Raw genomic sequence first — 20383 nt, forward strand, 5'->3', positions numbered from 1 at the left:
GCGTCAGGCGTCCTCCAACAGCAGCAAGGTCGCCGTGACGATCATGCGCGGTGCAGGATGCATCACATGATGGACGGATGACACGGTCGCATCGGCCACCAGCTGGCCGGGGATCGCGAATTCGTGATCGGGCAGGGCGGCGATCAAGCGTTCGCCTGCCGCCACAGCTTCTGGTCCTGCGAAATCGAGCATCAGCTCGTGGCGCGAGCCTGCGAAGGTGATGCTGGCCCAGGGCGTCTCGCCATGGTTCAGCAGGCGTCCTTGCGCTTCACCCAGCATCAGCACTGCTTCTTGAACGCGGTCGCCCGTTGTGCGGCGCGGACGGTAATTGCGGCTCTTGGTTTCGATGAACTCAGCGCGCATGGGCATATTCCTTCATTTCGAGGGCATAGCCCGCCATCCATTGGCGGACGCGCGCCTCGGTGTGCGGACGGGGGGTCCTTCCCATGCGCAGGTCGAGCACGAAGCGCGGATCATGCGCGGCGAGGCGGCCGAACTTGGTCGCGGCCATTTCGTGCTCGCGAAGGAATTTCTCGACGGTTCTTATCAGCATGGCGGCCCTCATTGGTCTGGAATTGCTGGCGAATCATTGATTGCATTCCCTATTCGTTCCATCCGAATTCCTACTTGTCTAGGAAAAATCCTATGATATAGGAATTTTCCGATGAGTTGAGGAACGAAGCCATGGACAAGGGCGAGAATGAGCGGGAACGGTTGCTCGAACTGGCGCAGGGGGCGGGGGTCAGCCTGACAGCGCTGTCCGACATGATCGGGCGCAACCCCAGCTATTTGCAGCAATTTATCCGCAAGGGTTCGCCGCGGAAGCTCGAAGAGCAGGACCGCCGCACGCTGGCGAGCTTCTTCGGAGTGGATGAAGCGGAGCTGGGCGGATTAGCGGCGCCGGTGCAGGAAAAATCCTACGCAAAGCCGCGCGCGGCACCGTCGCGCCCCGATTGGGTCGAGGTGCCACGGCTCGATATCGGCGCCTCCGCCGGTCCGGGCACAACGCCGCTATCCGAGATGCCGTTCGACGCCTTCCGCTTTTCGCGCCGCTGGCTCAGCGAGCAGGGGCTGGCGGGCGCGCAGCTTTCCGCCATCACGGTCGAAGGCGACAGCATGGAGCCGCTGCTGCGCGATGGCGACGAGATATTGGTCGACCGCACTGCGCGCCCATTCCGCGACGGAGTGCATGTCGTGCGCCTGGGCGACACGTTGATGGTCAAGCGGGTCGCGTCGACCGGGGCGGGAAGGCTGGCGCTGCTCAGCCAGAATCTCGCCTATCCGCCGGTCGAAGTGGCGGCGGAAGACGTCGAGATAATCGGCCGCGTGGTTTGGAAGGGTGGGCGGATCTAGCGCTCCGATCGGCGAATTGCGCCAGTCCGACGCGGTGTTGCGCCAATCGGATTGGCGTCGGCCTTTTTCCGCCACAATCGTGGGTAGAGTCGCGAGCATAAGAGCGGGTCGTTGGGTCGTGCACCATCCTTTTGGGGAGACGACAATGACCAGGTCAAAATTCGTAGCAGCAATTGCGGTTCTTGCCATCGCCACGCCCGCACTGGCCGGCGAAATCACGGGCAATGGCAAATTTACGCCAGTTCATGACTATGTCGCCAGCTCGATCTGCAGCTTCAGCGGCTATAACGACACGCCCGGTGAAGACGGGTTTGGTCAAGTCCAGGCATATGGGATGCTGGTGAAGGCGTTTGGCGGGTTCGCGCCCGGCGAATTCCACCATCCCGGAGTTGCTTGCCGGGGCTGACGCCACGCTAGCTGGGGCCGCGTGTCAGGTCGATCCTGCTCCGGTCCGCCGCGCAAGCCTACAGAGACCCCGCCTTCCCAGGCGGGGTCTTTCATTATGGGCGCTATCAGGCCCAGCCGAGTTCGCGCAACGCGTGCCCGTCGTTCCAGATCTTGACCATGCTGCAGATCTTGTCGCCCTCGAATTCGATCACATAGCAATAGTCCGAAGCGGTCGACTTGCCGGTCGGCGGAACAGGGCCGCCTTCACCAGTATGGGTGGCGGTGAACACCGCAGCCGCGCAGATAGACCCGCGATCCTCGTCGACGCCGAAGGAAAGCATTTCGTATCCCGCATCGGGCATCGCGCCGCCCATGCTGTGCATCCAGTCGGTATAACCCGCGAGCGTGTTGACGCCTGCCAGCGCATCGGCTTGCGCTCGAAACGTCGCGTCGGGCGTGCACCACTGCTTGCAGACTTCCCAGCCCTTGCCGGTTTCGCAGGCGTCGAAAAAGGCGAGTGCATTTTCCTTGATGGCCATCTTTGTTCTCTCCCCGAAATCAGGTTCAACTCCCAGCGCAACAAGCACGCAAAGGTGATCCACAAAGCGACCGTCCGCATGCCTAACATGCTGCGCCCATCTTGCACGCCATTTTCTGCGACTTGACCTCGCCAGCCGGGCGCGGCATCTGGCTCGCATGGAATTTCGTTCAGCCACGACCGGCATCCAAGCCCGTCGCCCAATACCTGCGGCGGCGATCGGCGTGCCTGTCATCTGAAGCGAATTTCCTTCGAGACCAAGCCAACCGAAACCCCGCCCGGCCGGCGGGGTTTTTCGTGCCGGTCGGGCCTTTCCGATAAAGGACCAAGCCAATGACCGAATTTTCTTCAGACGAAGCGATCGAGCGCCTCGCCGCGCGCGTCCTCGACACCAGCCTGCCTTATGCCGAATGGAGCCATGCGGCGCATTTTGCGATGGCGCTGTGGTGCATCCGCCACCGTGCGGATCTCGCCGAACCGGACGGGCTCCGCGAAGTGATCCTGCGCCTCAACGATGCGCATGGCACGCCGAATACTGACAGTTCGGGCTATCATCACACCATCACCATTGCTTCGCTGGCAGCGGCGCGGGCAGTGCATGATGCGCATGATAGCGGCGAGGCGCTCCCCAACGTGCTCGCGGCTCTCTTGTCTGGCCCCTATGGCAAGTCGGACTGGATCCTTGAGTACTGGACGCGTGACTGGCTTTTCAGCGTCGAGGCGCGGCGAGGATGGGTGGCGCCTGACAAGGCGCTGCTGCCGTTCTAGCGATTATGCGCCTTGCATTGGCGCGGCTGACTGGCCATTTCCAGCAGCATGAACGACGCAACCGCAAATCCAGTGCCGCCAATGAAGGCCGCGATCATACCCGTCACGCCGCTGCAGCAGAATTGCTCGCTGATCTGGTGCACCAAGACGATGCGCGGGGCACTGGTCGATCCCGGCGGCGATCTCGACAAGCTCAAAGCCGGGGTGGCGCAGGCGGGCGTAACGCTGGAAAAGCTGCTCGTCACGCATGGCCACCTCGACCATTGCGGGCAAACCGGCATGCTGGCCGAAGAACTCGGCTTGCCAATTGAAGGCCCGCACGAGGATGACGGTTTCTGGATCGAGCAACTGGACGATGACGGCGCACGCTGGGGCATGTTCGCCAAGAGCTTCGAACCGACGCGCTGGCTAAAGCATGGCGACACGGTGACTGTCGGCGAACTGACGCTCGACGTGATCCATTGCCCCGGCCACACGCCCGGCCATGTCGTGTTCTATCACGGCCCCAGCCGCTTTGCGATCGTGGGAGACGTGCTGTTCCAGGGCAGCATCGGACGGACCGACTTCCCGCGCGGCAATCACCAGCAGCTGATCGATTCGATCACGCGGCGGCTATGGCCGCTGGGCGAAGACGTGACCTTCATTCCCGGCCACGGGCCGGTCAGCACATTCGGCCACGAACGCAAGACCAACGCCTTCGTCAGCGATTACGCGCTCTCCTGATTTGACCCTCAAACGCCGGGCGCGACGCGTCCGCGTCGCTTGGCTCTCGCGGCATAACCCGCGGCGCCCGGTCGGGCTTTGACTGCCGTGACCAGGAACCGAACGGCGAGCGACGAGCGAGCCGCAAGGGCGACCGCCCGCACGCAGCGATGCGACCTTCAGGTCGCGTGAGCGAGGAAATCGCGCGCCGGATGGCGTGCGGAAATCAAAGAATCCCCGTGAGGATCAGCACCGCTACGATAGCCAGGCCGAGCAAGGTCAGCATGGTGATGAGCGTGCCGATCATGCGCGGCTTGGTCGGGCCTTCGCCATCCATTCCGATGCCGTGCGCGATGCGGCCGAGCATGTAGAGGCCGGCGACATAGGCCAGCCACTGGCCACCTTTTCCGCTCAGTTCGATCGCGGCCACGAGAACCAGGACGAAAGGCGTGTTCTCGACGAAGTTCAGCTGTGCGCGCATCCGGCGCGTCAGCGGGCCACCCGCATCGTCGCCATGGATCACTTTCAGCTTGCCGCGCATCTGCCCCACGCGCATGCTAAGCCAGATATTGATGATTGCGGCCGCGGCTGCGGCGGATAGCGTTACGGGTAGCAACATGACCATGCGGGATACTCTCCTCCTCGGGTTGTGGTTTGCTACCGAGTTGCCATGTGGGTTGCAACGGGAGAAAATTGCGCTATAGCGCGCGACTTCCCGCCATGGCCGGGTTCGACGCTGCGCACGAGTGACTTGTGCGCCCGCCGTGCCTGCCCTAGGGCGACCCACGATTTTGTTGTTTTGTTTGAGGAACAGGTGCCGCTATGGCTGTCCCCAAGAGGAAAGTATCGCCCCATCGTCGCGGCAACCGCCGCGCTCACGATTCGCTCAAGGTCGAAGCATTCCACGAATGCTCGAACTGCGGTGAATTGAAGCGGCCGCACAATCTGTGCCCGCACTGCGGCTATTATAATGGTCGCGAGGTTGTGGCGGTCGGGCTTTAAGCACCGCTGAACTGGAGGACGAGGAATGAGTCTGCCGCGTATCGCTATTGATGCGATGGGCGGCGACGAAGGCGTGCGCGTCATGGTCGAGGGCGCCGCGCTCGCCCGTCGCCGGCACGACAAGTTCCAGTTCCTGCTGGTGGGCGACGAAGCGCGCATCGCTCGTGCGCTCGAAGCGCATCCGAACATGCGCGGTGCCTCCGAAATCCTGCATTGCGAAGATGTGGTGGCCGGCGACGAGCTGCCCAGCCGCGCTTTGCGCCGCGCCAAGACCACCAGCATGGGCCTTGCGGTCAATGCGGTGAAGGAAGGCAAGGCTGGCGCCGCTGTGAGTGCGGGCAACACTGGCGCGCTGATGGCAATGAGCAAGCTCGCGCTGCGCACCATGCCCGGCATCGATCGCCCGGCTCTGGCTGCGCTGCTGCCGACGCTGGGCGACAATGACGTGATCATGCTCGACCTGGGCGCCAATACCGAAGCCGACGCTCGCAACCTCGTGCAGTTCGCGATCATGGGCGCGGCCTATTCGCGAATCGTGACCGGGCGCGATCGCCCGCGGGTCCACCTGCTCAATATCGGCACTGAGGAAATCAAGGGCTTCGACCGGCTGCGCGAAGCCGCGACCCAGCTGCAGAATGCGACCAGCCTCGACCTGCAATTCGACGGTTACGTCGAATCGGACAAGATCAACCGCGGCGAAGTTGATGTGGTGGTGACCGACGGCTTCTCGGGCAATATAGCGCTGAAGGCGATCGAAGGGACTGCGCGCTTCGTCACCGACCTGCTACGCAATGCATTCACCAGTTCGCTGCGTTCGAAGATCGGCTTCCTGGTCTCGCGCCCGGCAACCGAATTGCTGCGGCACCATCTCGACCCCAACAATCACAATGGCGCGGTCTTCCTTGGCCTGAACGGTGTGGTGGTGAAAAGCCATGGCAGCGCCAATGCCAAGGGCGTCGCCAATGCAGTGGCCGTCGCGGCCCGACTCCTGGAGGACAATCTGACACAGCGGATTACGCATGACCTCGCCGAGCTTGGCGAGGACCGTCTGCGCGTTGCTCCCGGCAATAGCGGCGCGACTGACGAGGGGTCACAGTGATCCGTTCGGTCATTCGAGGTAGCGGGTCGGCGCTCCCGGCCAAGGTGGTCACCAATGCCGAACTGGCTGAGCGCGTTGATACCAGCGACGAATGGATCGTCGAGCGTAGCGGGATCCGCCAGCGGCATATCGCGGGCGAGGGCGAAACCACGGCGACGCTGGCGATCGATGCTGCGCGTGCGGCGCTGGCCGATGCCGGGATGGACGGCGCGTCGATCGACCTGATCGTGCTCGCCACGGCCACTCCGGACAACACCTTCCCGGCCACGGCGACCAAGGTGCAGGATGCGCTTGGCTGCAACGGCGGGATCGCTTTCGACGTCGCCGCAGTATGTTCGGGCTTCCTTTATGCGCTGGCCACTGCCGACTCGATGCTGCGCACGGGCCTTGCGAGTCGCGCGCTTGTGATCGGTGCGGAAACCTTCAGCCGCATCCTCGATTGGGAAGATCGTACCACTTGCGTGCTGTTCGGCGACGGCGCCGGCGCGGTGATCCTGGAAGCGACCGAATGCAATTCGGACGACGCACCTGGCCTCATCTCGACGCGCCTCCATGCAGACGGCGCGCAGCACGAATTGCTCTATACCGATGGCGGGCCTTCGACCACGCAGACGGTCGGGCATGTGCGGATGAAGGGGCGCGAAGTGTTCCGCCACGCGGTCGTGAACCTGGCTGACGTGCTCAATGAAGTCCTTGAACATACAGAGCTTTCTGCGGCCGATATCGACTGGGTTGTGCCGCATCAGGCGAACAAGCGCATCCTTGATGCGACTGCCCGGAAGCTTGGAATCTCCGACGAAAAGGTCATCGTAACGGTCGACCAGCACGCCAATACATCGGCGGCATCGGTCCCGCTTGCGTTTGATGTTGCGCGCAAGGACGGGCGCATCAAACCCGGCGATCTTGTCATGTTCGAAGCCATGGGTGGCGGCTTTACCTGGGGTGCCTGCCTCGCCCGGTTGTGAACAATCGCCCCCCTCTCAAACATGTGATTTGCCAAGCTTAGTTGTTCGCCATACACTGTGCAGCAGAGGGTCGTCGGGATAAAGGGAGGCAGCGCATGATGCGTTCGGTGGGCACGCTAACACGCTCAGACCTGGCAGAGACAATCAACCGCAAGATGGGCTTCTCGCGGGCGGAATCTCTGGATCTGGTTGAAGCAATCCTAGAGAAGATGTCGAAAGCGCTCGAGGCGGGCGAAAACGTCAAGATTTCGGGTTTCGGCACCTTTGTCCTGCGCGACAAGCGCGAGCGCGTCGGGCGCAATCCCAAGACCGGCATCGAAGTTCCCATTACCCCGCGCCGGGTGATGACCTTCCGCGCCAGCCAGCTCCTCAAGGAGCGGATCGCCAAGGCCGACTGATCCGATGTCGGCTTCCTTCGACGATGGCAAGGACGCGAGCGCGCTGAGGACCATCGGCGAAGTGAGCGATGCGCTAGGTATAAAGCAGCATGTGCTGCGTTATTGGGAACAGCAATTTCCCATGCTCAAGCCGCTCAAGCGCAGCGGCGGGCGTCGTTACTACCGGCCCGAAGACGTGACACTGGTCGAAACAATCGACCGGCTGGTCAACAGCGAAGGCTATACGCTGAAAGGCGCCAAGGCGGCGATCCGCGAAGGAAAGTCGCAGGGCAAGCCGCCGCTGGCTGTGCAACCGGGGGTAGCGATTTCCGTGGATCAATCGGCTGGCGGAGATGACGTCCGGCGGCAGCTCAAATCGATCCGTAACCGGCTGGCGGCCGCGCTGGAGGCCTGACTTCTGCCGCAGCCCTATTCGGCTGCGAGCAGTTCCGCTTCACCCAAATCCACGCTGACCAGGCGACTCACGCCCTTTTCCGCCATCGTCACGCCGAACAGGCGATGCATCCGGCTCATCGTCACCGCATTGTGGGTGACGATGAGGTAACGCGTGCTGGTGTCGCGCACCATGGCATCGAGCAGGTCGCAGAAGCGCTCGATATTGGCGTCGTCGAGCGGGGCGTCGACTTCGTCAAGCACGCAGATCGGTGCAGGATTGGTCAGGAACAGCGCGAAGATCAGCGCGGTCGCGGTCAGCGCCTGCTCGCCGCCTGACAGCAGGCTGAGGCTCTGCAGCCTTTTTCCCGGCGGCTGGGCATAGATTTCCAGCCCGGCTTCGAGCGGATCGTCGCTATCCACCAGCGCCAGATGCGCCTGCCCGCCTTCGAACAGCCGCGTAAACAGCGTGCGAAAATGCCCGTCGACCTCTTCGAATGCGGCGCGCAGCCGCTCGCGGCCTTCGCGGTTGAGATTGCCGATCGAACCGCGCAGCCGGTTGACCGCTTCGGCGAGCTCGGCCTGTTCGCCCGCATTCGCGCCGTGTTCTTCCTCGATCCGCTTGAGTTCTTCCGCTGCCACCAGGTTCACCGGCCCGATCCGTTCGCGGCTGGCGGTGAGCTGCTCCATCGCTTCGGATTCGGCGGACGCGTCGGCAACCTGTTCGGGATCGAATTCGAAACGCTCGGCCAGCAGCGGGGGAGGGCACTGGAAGCGCTCGCCCGAAATGCGCGCCATCTCGCCGCGCCGCGCTTCCTCATTCTCGGCCCTTGCAGTGAGACCGGCGCGCGCTTCGCGCTGCGTCGCGAGCGTCTCATTGGCTTCGGCAAAGGCGCGATCGGCGGCATCGAGCGCAGTTTGCGCCTCGGCTACGACCCGTTCAGCTTCGGCCAGCTCGGTGGCAAGCCGCGCGCGCATCGTGTCGCCCTGTTCGATCTCCGCCATGAGCCCGGCGGGCTTGGCGGCGACCACGGCGCGCTCTTCCTCAATTTCTTCCAGCCGCCGCGCGACTTCGGCCATGCGCCGCGCCGCTTCGCCCGAGCGGGCTTCCCAATTGGCCTTGTCGCTGCGTTGCGCGGCGAGGCGCTCGCGCGCCACAGCCAGCGCCTGGTCATGCGCGGCAAGCTCAGCGGCGCTCGCCTGCACGGCGGTACGCGCGGCCTCATTGCGCGCCTGTGCGGCTTCCAGCGTTGCCCTGCCGCTGTCGGGTGAGGGCAGCCCTGCGCGCTTGGCTTCGGCGGCAGAAACATCCTTGCCAGCTGCCGCGATCTCTTCGGCGAGCTGCGCCAGCGCCTCTTCGATTTCGCGGCTGCGCACCGCATAGCGTTCGCGCGCCGCCTCGGCCTGGTCGAGCGCGCGCAATGCCTGCCGCTCGGTATCGGCTGCCTGTGCCAGCTCCCGCTCGCGCGCGACAAGGTCAGTTTGCAGCGCTGTCAGCTCTTCGCGTACGGAAGCTTCTGCCTGCTCGCTTGCTGCCAATGCTTCGCGGAGGCCGGGAAGTTGCTGTTCGAGTTCGGCGAGCCGGTTCGCGGCTTCGAGCCGCGCCGCTTCCGCCGCACCTTCGCCGCGCGCCACGAAGCCGTCCCAACGGCGCAAATGGCCTGCGCGGGTGACGAGCCATTCGCCTGGCTTCAGCGTGCGCCCGTCATCACTGTCCGCGACATGCACCAGCGCAAGGCGCGGTTTCAGCTCGTCCGGGCAGGCGGTGATATGCGCCAGCAAGCTGTCGACGAGCGGCGCGGGCGCATTCCCGCCGGTCCAGAACCTGCCGTCGCTGTCGCCTTCGGGGCGGCCCAGCGGCGACTTGCCATCGCGGCCGAGCACAGCGGCCAATGCGCGTTCATAGCCCGGTGCGACAGCCACCTTGTCGAGCGCAGCGGGAAGGCCTGCGCGGCCCTTCGCCTGCCGCTCGCGCGCTTCGCGGTCGCGCACCAATGCCTGGTACTCGCGTTCGACCCCTGCCAGCTCGGCCCGGGCCGAAGCCGATGCCGCTCCTGCTTCGTCGCGCTGCGCCTGGAGTTCGGCCTTGCGTGCCTGCCCGTGAGCCAACGCCTCGCGCAATTGCTCGAGCGCCTTTGCAGCGGTTTCCGCTTCGTTGCGGGCCTGCTCCACCACCGCCGCCGGGTCGCCGCCTGCAGCGAGCTCCTGCAATTGCCGTTCCTGCCGCGCGCGATCGGCTTCGAGCCGCTCGAGCCGCGATTGCGCTTGCGCGATTTCGGCTTCGGCGACGCGCCATTCGGCCTCTACTCCGGCGTGATCGGCGGTTGCGCGAGCCAGCGCCAGTTCCGCTCCGCGGGAAGCGCGGTCGGCATCGTCGGTGCGGCGAAGGATGTCGGGGCGGCGCTCTTCGTCGGCGGCGAGCGCAGCCGCGCTGGCTGCAAGGTCGCGTTCGAGTCGGGCTAGTGCTTCCGCGGCATCCTGGGTCACACGCCCGGCATCGCCGCGATCTTCCTCAAGCCGCGTCTTCTGCCGCTCAAGGTCGGCCAGCCGCTGTTCGGCAGCTTCGAGCTGGCTGGTGAGCGCAGCCATGCGGTGGCCGTGCGCGCTGGCGTCATCGCGCCGGTCGGCCAGTTCGTCACGTGCTTCGCTGACGGCATGCGCGGCCTGCGCCTGCGCCTTTTGCGCTTCGTCCGCGGCCGATTTGGCCTCAGTCACACGAATTTCCGCCGCCTGCGCTGCCTTGCGCGCCTCTTCGGCCATGCGCGCGGCATCGCGCCAGCGCGCATAAAGCAGCCGCGCCTCGGCGAGTTTGATCTGCTCGGAAAGCTTGGTGTAGCGCTCGGCCTGCTTGGCCTGGCGGCGCAGCGAGGAAATCTGCGCGTCGAGACCCGCCATCAAATCTTCGAGCCGTGCGAGGTTGGCTTCGGTCTGCCGAAGCTTGCCTTCGGCATCCTTGCGCCGCACGTGCAGGCCCGCGATCCCTGCCGCCTCTTCCAGCATGGCGCGCCGCTCGGTCGGCTTGGCGGCGATCACCTGCGCGATCTTGCCCTGGCTGACGAGCGCGGGGGAGTGCGCGCCCGTGGCGGCATCGGCGAAGGTCAGCGCCACGTCCTTCGCGCGCACGTCACGCCCGTTGACGCGATAGGCGCTGCCTGCACCGCGCTCGATCCGGCGGGTCACGGAAAGCTCTTCGCCTTCGGCATCGCGCCCGTGCAGCACCACTTCGGCGAAATCGCGCGGCGGGCGCGATTGCGTCCCGGCAAAGATCACGTCTTCCATCCCGCCCGAGCGCATGGATTTCGGCGAATTTTCGCCCATCACCCAGCGGATCGCTTCGAGCAAATTGGACTTGCCGCAGCCATTGGGGCCGACCACGCCGGTCAGCCCGGGTTCCACGCGCAATTCTGCCGGCTCGACGAAGCTCTTGAAACCGCTGAGCTTGAGCCGGTGGATCTCCATTACGCTATGGTACCCCCCTTTTTGGCCGGCTTACCGTGCGCCGGCGGTCTGCAGGATCGGTTCGAGCGCCGCCCAGGTATTCACGTCCAACTTCCTGCCATTGAGGAAGAAGGTCGGCGTGCCGGTGACGTTCAGTTCGGTACCCTGCTGCTGCGAACGAGCTGCAATCGCTTCGACCTTGGCGTTGTCGGACAGGCAGGTGCGTGCCTGTTCGCTGCTCAGCCCGCGCGCGGCGAAGAAATCAATCAGCCCGGTAGCCTGTGCGATACCGACAAAGCGCTGCTCGGGCGGCAATTGCGCTGCAGCTTCAAGCGCTGCGCCGTTCCGGTTCGCATTGTCGAAAATGGCGTCGATCGAAGCCCAGGCCTGGTCAGCCAGGGGCATCATGTTCTGCGGCTGGCCGCAACGCACCAGCGCCGCGATGGTCAGGTCCAGCGGATCGCGCACGAGGTTGCGCAGCTCAAGGCTGACCACGCCGGTCGAAACATATTGCTTCTTCAGCTGCGGCGAACCGTTCGCTGAAAACTCTGCGCAATGCCCGCAAGTGTGGCTGGCATATTCGATCAGCTTGATCGGCGCATTGGGGTTCCCGACCAGATAGCCGTCTTCGGGTGTCACTGTAACCATTTCGGTCCAGGCTTGCCCGTCAGGAGCAGGGATGGCGGCGATGGGCTCGCCGGCCAGCGTCTCATCAGCCTCTTCGGTTCCGCTGCACGCGGCCAATGCCAGCGCAAGGCCGGCAGCAAGCGAAGAGGTGAGGATACGGCGCGAAATCGTCATCTGTTTTGAATCCTTTGGCTCGAAGGGATGAGGCTATACCAAGCGGGGTAGAGGGTGAAGCACGAGGCTCAGCTATCCACAAGTGTCTCGGTCAGGGCTTGTCGGCGGGTCTAGCAACGAGTTGGGCGTCAATCGCCTGCTGCAGCGCGGGCCAGTTGTGGACATTGTCGAGCAGCTTGCCGTTGATCGTGAAGCTTGGCGTGCCCCTCAGCCCCAACCGGACCGTGTCGTCGCGCGAGGCCTGGACCAGCTTGGTCTCCATCGCGCTGTCCGCCAGGCAGCGATCGATATCGGTGGTGCGATAGCCGCGGCCTTCCATCAGCTGGTAGAAGTCGAGGTCGGCGGCAATCGCGCGGCGCGCAGCGGCGCGATCGGGGTTCGACCAGCGATTGCGCTGCGCCTGCGTGGAACTAGCCGCCACGGGCAACCACTTGTCCTGGCTCAGCATGATCGCAGCGTGGTTGAGCGCGAACTTGTCTGCCGCGCCGCAATGGGTGAGCATCGCTGCGGTGAGGTCGATCGGGTCGCGCAGCAAGTGGCGGATCTCGACCGAGACCTTGCCGGTCCGGACATAGCCGATCTTGAGCGCGGGATCGCCGCTGCGGGCGAAATCGGCGCAGTGCGAGCAGGTATAGCTGATATATTCGGCGACCTTGGTGGTGGCATCCGGATTGCCGATCAGATGGCCGGCATCGGTCTTGGCGACAGTGATGGTCCAGTCGGGCGCGAAGCCAGTGGCCATCACCAGCGTGCCGGCCAAAAGAGCAATCTTGAACGCTTTCACTTGGTCTTGGCCTCCTTGTCGCCCAGGCTGCGGGCGAGCGATTCCAGTACGGCGCGCAGTTCGGGATCGCCGATATCGCGCAGGCTGTCACCCAATTCCATCGGGATCGGCTTGAGCGATGGCGGCGGTTTGGCGGGCGTTTCAGCACGCGGCGGCTTAACCTCACCTTGCCGCAGCTTTACCCGCGCCACCGCCTTGTAACCGAAAAAGCGGTTCACGCGATCCATGATCTCAGGCGTCACCTGCTGGATCAGCGGAGCATGCGCCGGAACCACCACCAGTTGCAGGATGCCGTCGGTCTTCTCGCCCGGCGGGAAACGGATCGCTTCGGGCGCGCAGACGCGGGCGTGGATCGGGCCGACGATCTCGGGCCAACGGGTTACGACCGAACTCTGCACGAAACCGAAGCGCCGGAAAGCTGTGCGCCCGATCTGCGGCATCAGTTCGCCGATCGGCTTTGGAGAGCCGCCACGCGGGCGGGAATAGGGCTGCGCTGGCTTGCGCGGGCCCTGCTTTCCTGCCGGTTTGGGTGGCTTATCGCTTTCCATCTGGGTGCCGCCAATGCCATAGGCCCGGCGTGACTGCCAGCGCCAAGACCATCTCCGACGCATTGCTCCACTGGTACGATGCCTATGCGCGCGACCTGCCATGGCGCAATCCGCCCCGCGCGCCGCGGCCAAGCGATCCGGCCTGGCCCTATCGCGTGTGGTTGTCTGAAGTGATGCTGCAGCAGACCACGGTTGCCGCGGTGAAGCCATATTTCGCGAAATTCGTCGCAAACTGGCCCACGGTCGAAGCACTGGCCGCAGCGGAAGAGGCCGAGGTGATGGCTGCGTGGGCGGGGCTGGGATATTATTCGCGCGCCCGCAATTTGCTCAAATGCGCGCGGGCCGTGGCGGCACGCGGCGGATTTCCCGAGAGCAAGGAAGCACTGCGCGGGTTGCCGGGTCTGGGGCCCTACACGGCAGCAGCAGTGGCGGCGATTGCCTTTGGACAGCGCGCCGTGGTGGTCGATGCCAATGTCGAGCGGGTGGTCGCGCGGCTGTTCGCAATCACCGAGCCGCTGCCGGCTGCGCGAAAGGCGATCCGGGAGAGGGCGGAAGAGATTACTCCAGAGCAACGCGCCGGGGATTTCGCGCAAGCCATGATGGACCTCGGCGCGCAGATCTGCACCGCGCGCGATCCGAGGTGCCTGCTGTGCCCGCTGGCGGGCGATTGCGCCGCGCGCGCCAAGGGCGATCCCGCGCGTTTGCCGGTCAAGGCTCCCAGAAAGCCCAAGCCTGAGCGGCAAGGGCGCGCCTACTGGATCGAGCGGGATGGCGCGGTGTGGCTGGTCACCAGGCCCGGCAATGGCATGCTGGGCGGAATGCGGGCGCTGCCCGACGATGGCTGGAGCGCGCAGGCCGACGGTTCGGCAATGCCTCCGGTGCCGGGTGCGCAACTGTCGCTGGGCGCGGTGAGGCATGTCTTCACTCACGCTTCGCTGACGCTGGAACTGGTCAGGCTTGAAGGCGAGCCCGATGGAGATGGCGAATGGTGGCCACTCGAACGGATCGAGGAGGCCGGGCTGCCGACGCTCTTCGCCAAGGCCGCGCGGCTGGCGCTGGCTGCCAGGGGTTAGATGATTCCGCCGCCCAGGCTCAGGCGGACCACGGCGATCAGGCCGACGATCAGGCAGAAATTGCGCCCACCGCGGCTGGATGAGAGCTGGCCCAGCCCGATGCCGACCGCCACCAGCGGCAAGGCGATCCAGTTGAGCGCGCCAAGCAGGGGGATTTGCGCAGGGACCACGATCACCAGCGCGACGATACCGATCAGGATAGAGATGAGGTTCAGCATGTGTCTTATATTAGTAAGACACTTTTGCGATGCAAGGGCCAATTGACCCGTCGCCGCCAATCGCTCAAACAGCATCCCGCTCGGTTGCAAAAGAGGACCCTCTAATGGCTTTCCGCGAATTTCCGGCTTCCCAATTATCGCGTCGAAATCTGCTGCGCGGCAGCGCCTATCTTGCTGCCGGCGGCGTGCTGGCCGGCATGCCGCTGGGCAGCGACCTGTTGCGGGCGCATGATGTCGGCGCCGCATGGCCCAATGTTGCCGAGCGCATCGGGCATTATGTGAATGGCGGCAAGGTCCCCAATATGGTCGCCAGCTTCGGCTGGGGCCTTGATGATCCGCACACCGTTGCACGCGGAACGCTCAAATTCGGGGGAGCGACTTCGGCCGGGATCGATTCGCTCTATCGCATCTATTCGATGACCAAGCCGATCACCGGCATGGCCACGATGATGCTGTTGGAAGACGGCAAGATCGGCATCGACCAGCCGCTGGCCGAAATTCTCCCGGCCTTTGCCGAAATGCGCGTGCTCAAGCGCGCCGACGGCCCGCTCGACGATACTGTCCCGGCCGAGCGTCCGATCACGATCCGCCAACTGCTCACTCATACTGCTGGGCTCGGCTACGACATCGTCAACAAGGGGCCGCTGCTCGATGCCTATCGCGCGAACGGCATCACTTCGGGCCAGGTCAGCCGCTTGCCGATCCCGGGGATGCCGCAAGTGCGTTCCGCTCCTTCGCTCGAAGCATGGGCAGACCGGCTCGCCGCGCTTCCGCTGCTTCTGCAACCGGGTACCAAATGGAGCTATTCCGCGAGTATCGACCTGCTCGGCCGCGTGATCGAGGCGGCTTCAGGCCAGGACTTCGCCCAGTTCATGCAGGAACGCATGTTCGACCCATGCGGCATGGACAGCACCTATTGGCAGGTGCCCGAAAGCGAAGTGGGGCGGCTGACCGACAATTACGGCATTCTCGCCGGAATGCCGCTGCCGATGGATCCGGCGGGCAATTCGATCTTCCTCGACCGGCCGCCGCTGGCGTGGGGCGGTTCGGGCCTTGTCAGCAGCCCGCGCGATTATGACCGCTTCCTCAAGATGCTGCTGGGCTACGGAAAGATCGATGGCAGGCGCGTGATGGGCGAGACCGCCGTGCGCATCGGGACGTCAAACCTGCTGCCGGAAACCGCGACCATGGAAGGCACATGGGTGGCCGGTCAGCAATTTGGCGCGGGTGGCCGCGTGGTCGGGCAGACCTATGGCTGGGGCGGCGCGGCCGGCACGCTGGCTTCGGTCGATTTCGGTTCGGGCCTGCGGGCGGGGCTGTTCGTCCAGTACATGCCTTCCGAATCCTATCCCATCCGCGACGAATTCCTTGCCGCTCTCGCCAAGGACCTCGGCGTCAACGAAAGGGCGTTCTCGCTTGGCTGACCGCGCGAACATCGCCTTCTCGGGCTCGCCGATCGAGCGTGCGGATCATATCCGCGTCGATGACGATGCGCTGGCGGCGCAGATGAATTGGCGCGCGCGGGTGCTCAGGCTCGATGGACTCAATCCCGTGTTCGACGATTCCGGCGCGCTCGAATGGGGCACGCTGGCCGATGTGCCCGAAACGGCGGAGCTGTGCTTCCTCGGCCTGCTCGACGGAAAGGCCTGTTTTGCCCCTGTGCCCGATGAAGGCGCGACCGGCCCGGCCTATGCCAATCCGCAGATATGGAGTGCGATGCAGGCGCTCCAACCCGGCGAACTGGCGACCTATGGCGGTGCGCGCAGCCTGGTCGACTGGCACGCGCGGCACCGCTTCTGTGCGCGCTGCGGCGGCCCTACCAAGCTGGCCAAGGGCGGCTGGCAGCGCAATTGCAGCAGCTGCGACGCACAGCATTTTCCTCGCACTGACCCGGTCACGATCATGCTGGTCGAACATGAAGGGCGCTTGCTGCTCGGCCGCCAGCCGCGTTTCCCGCCGCGCATGTATTCGGCCTTGGCCGGTTTCGTCGAGCCGGGCGAGACGATCGAGGAAGCGGTTGCGCGTGAAATCTGGGAAGAGGCGGGCGTGCGCGCGCGAGACGTGCAATATGTCGCCAGCCAGCCCTGGCCGTTCCCCAGCCAGCTGATGATCGGCTGCTATTCGGTGACCGACGATCCGGAACTCACGATCGACACCACCGAACTTGACGATGCCCGCTGGTTCACTCGCGAAGAGCTGGAAGCGGCGCGCGCGGCGGGCGATCGCGGTACCGATGACCTGATCTTTCCGCGCAGTTTTGTGATTGCGCATCACCTTGTAACATGGTGGCTCGACCGATGACCCAGCCTCAACGCCTTACGATCGATATCTATTCGGATGTGATGTGCCCCTGGTGCCTGATCGGCTATGGGCAGCTGACCAAGGCGCTGGAGGAACTGGAGGGCGAGGTCGAGGCGCAGCTGCGCTGGCGCCCGTTCGAGCTCAATCCCGACATGCCGCCTGAAGGCGAAGACCAGGAATCGCACCTCCAGCGCAAATATCGCCGCAGCGCCGAGGAGGGCGCGGCGATCCGTGGGCAGATGAAGTCGATTGCCGACAGCGCCGGGGTTTCGCTGGCATATGAAGGCGCGGGCGAAGCGCCGCCGCCGATGATGTGGAACACCCGCGCCGCGCACAAACTGCTCGCCTTTGCGCTGGAAGAGGCCGGGCCGAAGGTCCAGACCGATCTCAAGCTCGCGCTGTTCCGCGCGCATTTCAACGAACGCCGCAATGTCTCCGATCCCGCGACCTTGCTCGACATTGCCGCAACTGTCGGCCTGCATCGCGAAGCGGCCAAGGCGGCGCTCGAGGATGACGATCTCGAAGCGCGCGTGATCGCCGAGGAACAGCAGGCGTGGGACCTGAATATCTCGGGCGTGCCGGCGATGATCGTCAACGGGCGCTTCATGGTGCCCGGCGCGCAAAGCCCCGAAACCTACGTCAACGTGCTGCGCCGCGTCGCTGAGAAAAGCGGTGCCTGAATGACCGACCTAGCCACCCGCTCCCTCCGCCCTGCCACCCGGAGCCTACCGGGATATCATCCGGGTGGCAGGGCGGAGGGTGCGGGTGGCATGGCAAGCGATCAACAAGAAAGCGCGCGCACATGAGCTCTTTCTCGCCTCGCACGGCAGTGATTACCGGCGGGGCGAGCGGGATCGGCCTTGCCATCGCGCGCGAACTCGCGGCGCAGGGCATCAGCGTGATGCTGGCCGACCTGCCGGGCGAGAAGCTCGACAAGGCGGTGGGCTCGATCCCCGGTGCATTGGCGCATCCGTGCGATGTGAGCGATCCCGAGCAGGTCGAAGCGCTGGCGGAAGCGGCGTTCGCCCAGCTGGGTGAAGTGCATCTCGTGCTCAGCAATGCCGGGGTGGGCGGCCCTCGCGGCAAGATGTGGGAAGTCGATCCCGCTGTGGCGCGCGCGCATTTCGATATCAACTTCTGGGGCGTGTGGAATTGCTGCCGCGCCTTCGCGCCGCGCCTCGTCGCGCAGGAGGCACCCAGCGCGCTCTACAACACCGGGAGTGAGAACAGCTTCTTCTGCGCCATGCCGCAATCGGCGGCCTATATCGCGGCCAAGCACGCCGTGCTTGGGCTGACGGAGAATTTGCGCGAAGACTTGCCCGAGCATGTCCATGCAGGGCTGATCGTGCCCGGCTGGGTGTTCACCGCGATCGGCCCCGAGCAATTCATGAAGCCCGGCATGCCGGCCGAACAGTTTGCCCGGATCGTGGTGCCGCAGATCCTCCAGCGCCGCCGCTTCGTGGTCAGTCATGGCTACAATACAGTGCGGATCGCCGAGCGAATGGACGAGCTCGCGGCGAGCTACGCCGAATTCGCCCTGCCGCCCGAACAGGACGCGCAATACGACGTGCGGCTGGTGATGGAGCGCTTTCGCAAGCCCGTACCGGACTAGGCAGTGACTGGCAGCGGGCGCTCCAATGGAAATTGCAGGGTTTCCGGATCTACGGAGACGCCGAACACGGCCTTGAAGCCATCGTGCTTCTCTCGATGCGCAAAACCGCCTGGAGCGTTGACCCAGTCACCCTCGACAATCGAAACCGTCTGGCCGGTTTCCATATCGGTGACATCCAGACCGCGCTCGAGGATGTAGAAAACCGAGTCGAAATCGTGCCAGTGGAATTCGTTGTCTGCCGGCGGCACTTCGACCACGACCGGATGAAAGCCCAGTGCTCTTATCTTCTCGATTGCTTGTTCTTCGGTCAGCGTCAGCCCGCTCTCGATCCCGCGTTCCATCGGACATCCTCCACAGAGGCGACCCAAGGCCGATCATGCCTCGGAACAGTCAGAAAGACAATCTCGGTCAAAAAAGCCCCAGCTTTTCCAGCTTGCCCGCAAGCCGCCCGGTTATAGTGCTACGGCCCGAACTCAAGGATCAGACTGTGCGGGCCTTCGGTTGACCACTGGGCGTGCCTTGCTATGCGCCCCGGATGACTTTTAGACTTGCCCGCACATTTCTCGCTCTTCTGCTACTCGCTACATTCGCGCCTGCTCATGCCCAAACGGCAGATGACTGCGCCAATTGCTACACCGAGCAAGAGGCCCGGGAAGACCTCGAGACGTTGTATGCCAGGCTGCAGCAAGAACACGTCAATCTGTTCGCCCGGCGCAGCAAGGCAGACTACGACGCCCATCTGCAGGAGTTGCTGGCCCGCATAGATGGGCCGGTGCCGCGTGCCGAATTCCACTTGATGCTGCATGACGCGATGGCTTTCGGGAATATCGGCCATTCGAAAACCGAAGCGGCGCTGGGCGATGTTTTTGCCCATATCGGCAATGGCGGCAAAATCATTCCGATCTCGATCGTCTATCGCGGCGAGAGGATGATCACCGACAATTGGACGGGCGAAGGCGCTACCTTGCCGCCCGGATCGCGGATCGCGGATCGCGGCGCTTGGCGGGATAGCTGTTTCGGAGTTCGAGAGCCGCGCAAGGAAGATTGTCTCTGCCGATAACTTGCGCCTGCTTCGTTCGCAGGTCGAAATGGGGATGCCCGCTTACCTCTATCTGATCTTCGGCCCTGTCGACGATCTTCAGGTCGATTACATTGCCCCCGATGGCAAACCCGGTTCGCATCGCGTCTCTGCCGTGGCGATTGGCGACATGTACGCCCTGCAGGGAGCCCGCGCATTGCCACGCCCTGACCGGAAGGCAGGCGCACGAATCCACCGCGACCTGGGAGACGGCGTGTTCTACCTCCAGCCCGGGCCATTCTCGGCCACCGAGAGCGAGCGCGGGGAAGGTGGCGATGCCTATGCGATCGAACCGTTCCGCGCCTTCGTCAGCGAAGCCTTTGCAGCAATGGCCGAAAGCGGCGCGCAAGACCTGATAATCGACCTACGCGACAATGGCGGCGGCGATGCCAGCTTCTCCGATCTCATCATCGCCCGGCTGGTGGACGCCCCTTATCGCTATGCATCGCGATACGAGGTCAGGGCTGGCTCGAACACCAAGGCCGTGTGGGCCGATCGGCCTCGCGATCCGGATACGATTGCCGGCCGGTTGGCAGCGGCGGTGGCGGATGCCGAAGAGGGCGAGCTGGTCTCGATCGAACTGCCTGAGACGCAACCCATCGCCGACAACGCGTTCGGAGGCCGCGTGTGGGTGCTCGTGAACCGCCACAGCTATTCGAACGCGGCCGTCATTGCCGCGCTGATGCAGGACCTCGGTATTGCGACCATCATGGGTGAGGAAACGGCCGATGTTCCGACCACTTATGGCGCGGTTGAAAGCTTCAGCCTGTCCCATTCCGGCGCCAGCATCGTGTATCCCAAGGCTTACATGGTGCGCCCGTCAGGATCGGAAGGGGCAAGGGGGGTGGTTCCCGAATTCGTCATTGCTCCCAATCCGGTAGGGCAGAGCAAAGACCTCATGCTGGAAACAGCGGTAACGCAAGTGCTGCTGTCGCGTTGAACTGAA

Annotated in this window: 26 protein-coding genes; 16 read left to right on the forward strand and 10 right to left on the reverse strand. The window is 64.3% G+C overall.

What is annotated here, in order from left to right; translation table 11 throughout:
- Window positions 1–3: 3 nt before the first annotated feature.
- Window positions 4–363, reverse strand: coding sequence for a hypothetical protein (locus VRS74_RS05775; protein ID WP_354144299.1), 360 nt, complete (start codon window positions 361–363; stop codon window positions 4–6).
- Window positions 353–553, reverse strand: a complete 201-nt coding sequence (locus VRS74_RS05780) for a hypothetical protein (protein WP_354144300.1) — start codon at window positions 551–553, stop codon at window positions 353–355. Before VRS74_RS05780 ends, VRS74_RS05775 begins: the two co-directional genes overlap by 11 nt.
- Window positions 554–684: 131 nt before the next feature.
- Between VRS74_RS05780 and VRS74_RS05785 the strand changes: the two genes are divergently transcribed.
- Window positions 685–1353, forward strand: a complete 669-nt coding sequence (locus VRS74_RS05785) for a S24 family peptidase (protein WP_354144301.1) — start codon at window positions 685–687, stop codon at window positions 1351–1353.
- 145 nt (window positions 1354–1498) lie between these two features.
- Complete coding sequence (locus VRS74_RS05790; RefSeq protein WP_354144302.1) at window positions 1499–1759, forward strand: hypothetical protein; 261 nt, start codon at window positions 1499–1501, stop codon at window positions 1757–1759.
- Between the two features lie 106 nt (window positions 1760–1865).
- Here VRS74_RS05790 and VRS74_RS05795 read toward each other — a convergent pair whose 3' ends face one another.
- On the reverse strand, window positions 1866–2279 hold the full coding sequence (locus tag VRS74_RS05795) for an ester cyclase (protein ID WP_354144303.1): 414 nt from the start codon (window positions 2277–2279) through the stop codon (window positions 1866–1868).
- A gap of 332 nt (window positions 2280–2611) precedes the next feature.
- Between VRS74_RS05795 and VRS74_RS05800 the strand changes: the two genes are divergently transcribed.
- Both VRS74_RS05800 and VRS74_RS05805 read left to right on the forward strand, forming a co-directional pair.
- Window positions 2612–3046, forward strand: a complete 435-nt coding sequence (locus VRS74_RS05800; RefSeq protein WP_354144304.1) for a hypothetical protein — start codon at window positions 2612–2614, stop codon at window positions 3044–3046.
- Between the two features lie 81 nt (window positions 3047–3127).
- The gene (locus VRS74_RS05805) at window positions 3128–3769 is read left to right on the forward strand and encodes an MBL fold metallo-hydrolase (RefSeq protein WP_354144390.1); all 642 of its coding nucleotides are present in this window, start codon (window positions 3128–3130) and stop codon (window positions 3767–3769) included.
- A 205-nt stretch (window positions 3770–3974) separates the two neighbouring features.
- Here VRS74_RS05805 and VRS74_RS05810 read toward each other — a convergent pair whose 3' ends face one another.
- Window positions 3975–4367, reverse strand: coding sequence for an MAPEG family protein (locus VRS74_RS05810; protein ID WP_354144391.1), 393 nt, complete (start codon window positions 4365–4367; stop codon window positions 3975–3977).
- A 203-nt stretch (window positions 4368–4570) separates the two neighbouring features.
- On the opposite strand from VRS74_RS05810, the gene rpmF reads away from it, so the two are divergent.
- From rpmF to VRS74_RS05835, 5 genes are all read left to right on the forward strand, one after another.
- Window positions 4571–4750 carry a 50S ribosomal protein L32 gene (gene rpmF, locus VRS74_RS05815; protein WP_165197281.1) on the forward strand — a complete coding sequence of 60 codons (180 nt, stop codon included), beginning with the start codon at window positions 4571–4573 and terminating at the stop codon, window positions 4748–4750.
- A gap of 25 nt (window positions 4751–4775) precedes the next feature.
- Entirely contained in the window at window positions 4776–5849 is a 1074-nt protein-coding gene (plsX, locus tag VRS74_RS05820) for a phosphate acyltransferase PlsX (protein WP_354144305.1), read from the forward strand.
- Window positions 5846–6814, forward strand: coding sequence for a beta-ketoacyl-ACP synthase III (locus VRS74_RS05825; RefSeq protein WP_354144306.1), 969 nt, complete (start codon window positions 5846–5848; stop codon window positions 6812–6814). Before plsX ends, VRS74_RS05825 begins: the two co-directional genes overlap by 4 nt.
- A gap of 95 nt (window positions 6815–6909) precedes the next feature.
- The gene (locus VRS74_RS05830; RefSeq protein ID WP_354144307.1) at window positions 6910–7212 is read left to right on the forward strand and encodes an integration host factor subunit alpha; all 303 of its coding nucleotides are present in this window, start codon (window positions 6910–6912) and stop codon (window positions 7210–7212) included.
- Between the two features lie 4 nt (window positions 7213–7216).
- Window positions 7217–7606: a MerR family transcriptional regulator gene (locus VRS74_RS05835; protein ID WP_354144308.1), complete on the forward strand. Its 390-nt coding sequence runs from the start codon at window positions 7217–7219 to the stop codon at window positions 7604–7606.
- Window positions 7607–7620: 14 nt separating this feature from the next.
- Here the strand turns inward: VRS74_RS05835 and VRS74_RS05840 are convergent, their stop codons facing one another.
- The 4 genes from VRS74_RS05840 to VRS74_RS05855 form a co-directional block, all read right to left on the reverse strand.
- The gene (locus VRS74_RS05840; RefSeq protein WP_354144309.1) at window positions 7621–11043 is read right to left on the reverse strand and encodes a chromosome segregation SMC family protein; all 3423 of its coding nucleotides are present in this window, start codon (window positions 11041–11043) and stop codon (window positions 7621–7623) included.
- Between the two features lie 30 nt (window positions 11044–11073).
- The gene (locus tag VRS74_RS05845) at window positions 11074–11823 is read right to left on the reverse strand and encodes a DsbA family protein (RefSeq protein WP_354144310.1); all 750 of its coding nucleotides are present in this window, start codon (window positions 11821–11823) and stop codon (window positions 11074–11076) included.
- 91 nt (window positions 11824–11914) lie between these two features.
- On the reverse strand, window positions 11915–12607 hold the full coding sequence (locus VRS74_RS05850; RefSeq protein ID WP_354144311.1) for a DsbA family protein: 693 nt from the start codon (window positions 12605–12607) through the stop codon (window positions 11915–11917).
- A complete protein-coding gene (locus VRS74_RS05855; RefSeq protein WP_354144312.1) occupies window positions 12604–13155 on the reverse strand; it encodes a DUF721 domain-containing protein in 552 nt (183 codons plus the stop codon). The genes VRS74_RS05850 and VRS74_RS05855 overlap by 4 nt, the downstream gene beginning before the upstream one ends.
- A 29-nt stretch (window positions 13156–13184) precedes the next feature.
- On the opposite strand from VRS74_RS05855, the gene VRS74_RS05860 reads away from it, so the two are divergent.
- Window positions 13185–14228, forward strand: coding sequence for an A/G-specific adenine glycosylase (locus tag VRS74_RS05860; RefSeq protein ID WP_354144313.1), 1044 nt, complete (start codon window positions 13185–13187; stop codon window positions 14226–14228).
- On the opposite strand, the gene VRS74_RS05865 is transcribed toward VRS74_RS05860, so the two are convergent.
- Entirely contained in the window at window positions 14225–14446 is a 222-nt protein-coding gene (locus tag VRS74_RS05865) for a hypothetical protein (RefSeq protein ID WP_354144314.1), read from the reverse strand. The genes VRS74_RS05860 and VRS74_RS05865 overlap by 4 nt on opposite strands.
- Before the next feature lie 104 nt (window positions 14447–14550).
- On the opposite strand from VRS74_RS05865, the gene VRS74_RS05870 reads away from it, so the two are divergent.
- The 4 genes from VRS74_RS05870 (at window position 14551) to VRS74_RS05885 (ending at window position 18359) form a co-directional block, all read left to right on the forward strand.
- Window positions 14551–15870, forward strand: coding sequence for a serine hydrolase domain-containing protein (locus tag VRS74_RS05870; RefSeq protein ID WP_354144315.1), 1320 nt, complete (start codon window positions 14551–14553; stop codon window positions 15868–15870).
- Complete coding sequence (nudC, locus tag VRS74_RS05875; protein ID WP_354144316.1) at window positions 15863–16747, forward strand: NAD(+) diphosphatase; 885 nt, start codon at window positions 15863–15865, stop codon at window positions 16745–16747. The genes VRS74_RS05870 and nudC overlap by 8 nt, the downstream gene beginning before the upstream one ends.
- The gene (locus VRS74_RS05880) at window positions 16744–17427 is read left to right on the forward strand and encodes a DsbA family oxidoreductase (protein ID WP_354144317.1); all 684 of its coding nucleotides are present in this window, start codon (window positions 16744–16746) and stop codon (window positions 17425–17427) included. The genes nudC and VRS74_RS05880 overlap by 4 nt, the downstream gene beginning before the upstream one ends.
- Window positions 17428–17549: 122 nt before the next feature.
- The gene (locus VRS74_RS05885) at window positions 17550–18359 is read left to right on the forward strand and encodes an SDR family NAD(P)-dependent oxidoreductase (protein WP_354144318.1); all 810 of its coding nucleotides are present in this window, start codon (window positions 17550–17552) and stop codon (window positions 18357–18359) included.
- Here VRS74_RS05885 and VRS74_RS05890 read toward each other — a convergent pair.
- Complete coding sequence (locus VRS74_RS05890) at window positions 18356–18700, reverse strand: hypothetical protein (RefSeq protein ID WP_354144319.1); 345 nt, start codon at window positions 18698–18700, stop codon at window positions 18356–18358. The two genes, VRS74_RS05885 and VRS74_RS05890, sit on opposite strands and share 4 nt — an antisense overlap.
- Before the next feature lie 194 nt (window positions 18701–18894).
- Between VRS74_RS05890 and VRS74_RS05895 the strand changes: the two genes are divergently transcribed.
- Both VRS74_RS05895 and VRS74_RS05900 read left to right on the forward strand, forming a co-directional pair.
- Entirely contained in the window at window positions 18895–19419 is a 525-nt protein-coding gene (locus tag VRS74_RS05895) for a hypothetical protein (protein WP_354144320.1), read from the forward strand.
- Window position 19420: 1 nt separating this feature from the next.
- On the forward strand, window positions 19421–20377 hold the full coding sequence (locus VRS74_RS05900) for a S41 family peptidase (protein ID WP_354144321.1): 957 nt from the start codon (window positions 19421–19423) through the stop codon (window positions 20375–20377).
- Window positions 20378–20383: the final 6 nt, after the last annotated feature.

The sequence above is a fragment of the Altererythrobacter litoralis genome (assembly GCF_036324225.1).
Classification (GTDB): Bacteria; Pseudomonadota; Alphaproteobacteria; order Sphingomonadales; family Sphingomonadaceae; genus Erythrobacter; species Erythrobacter litoralis_A.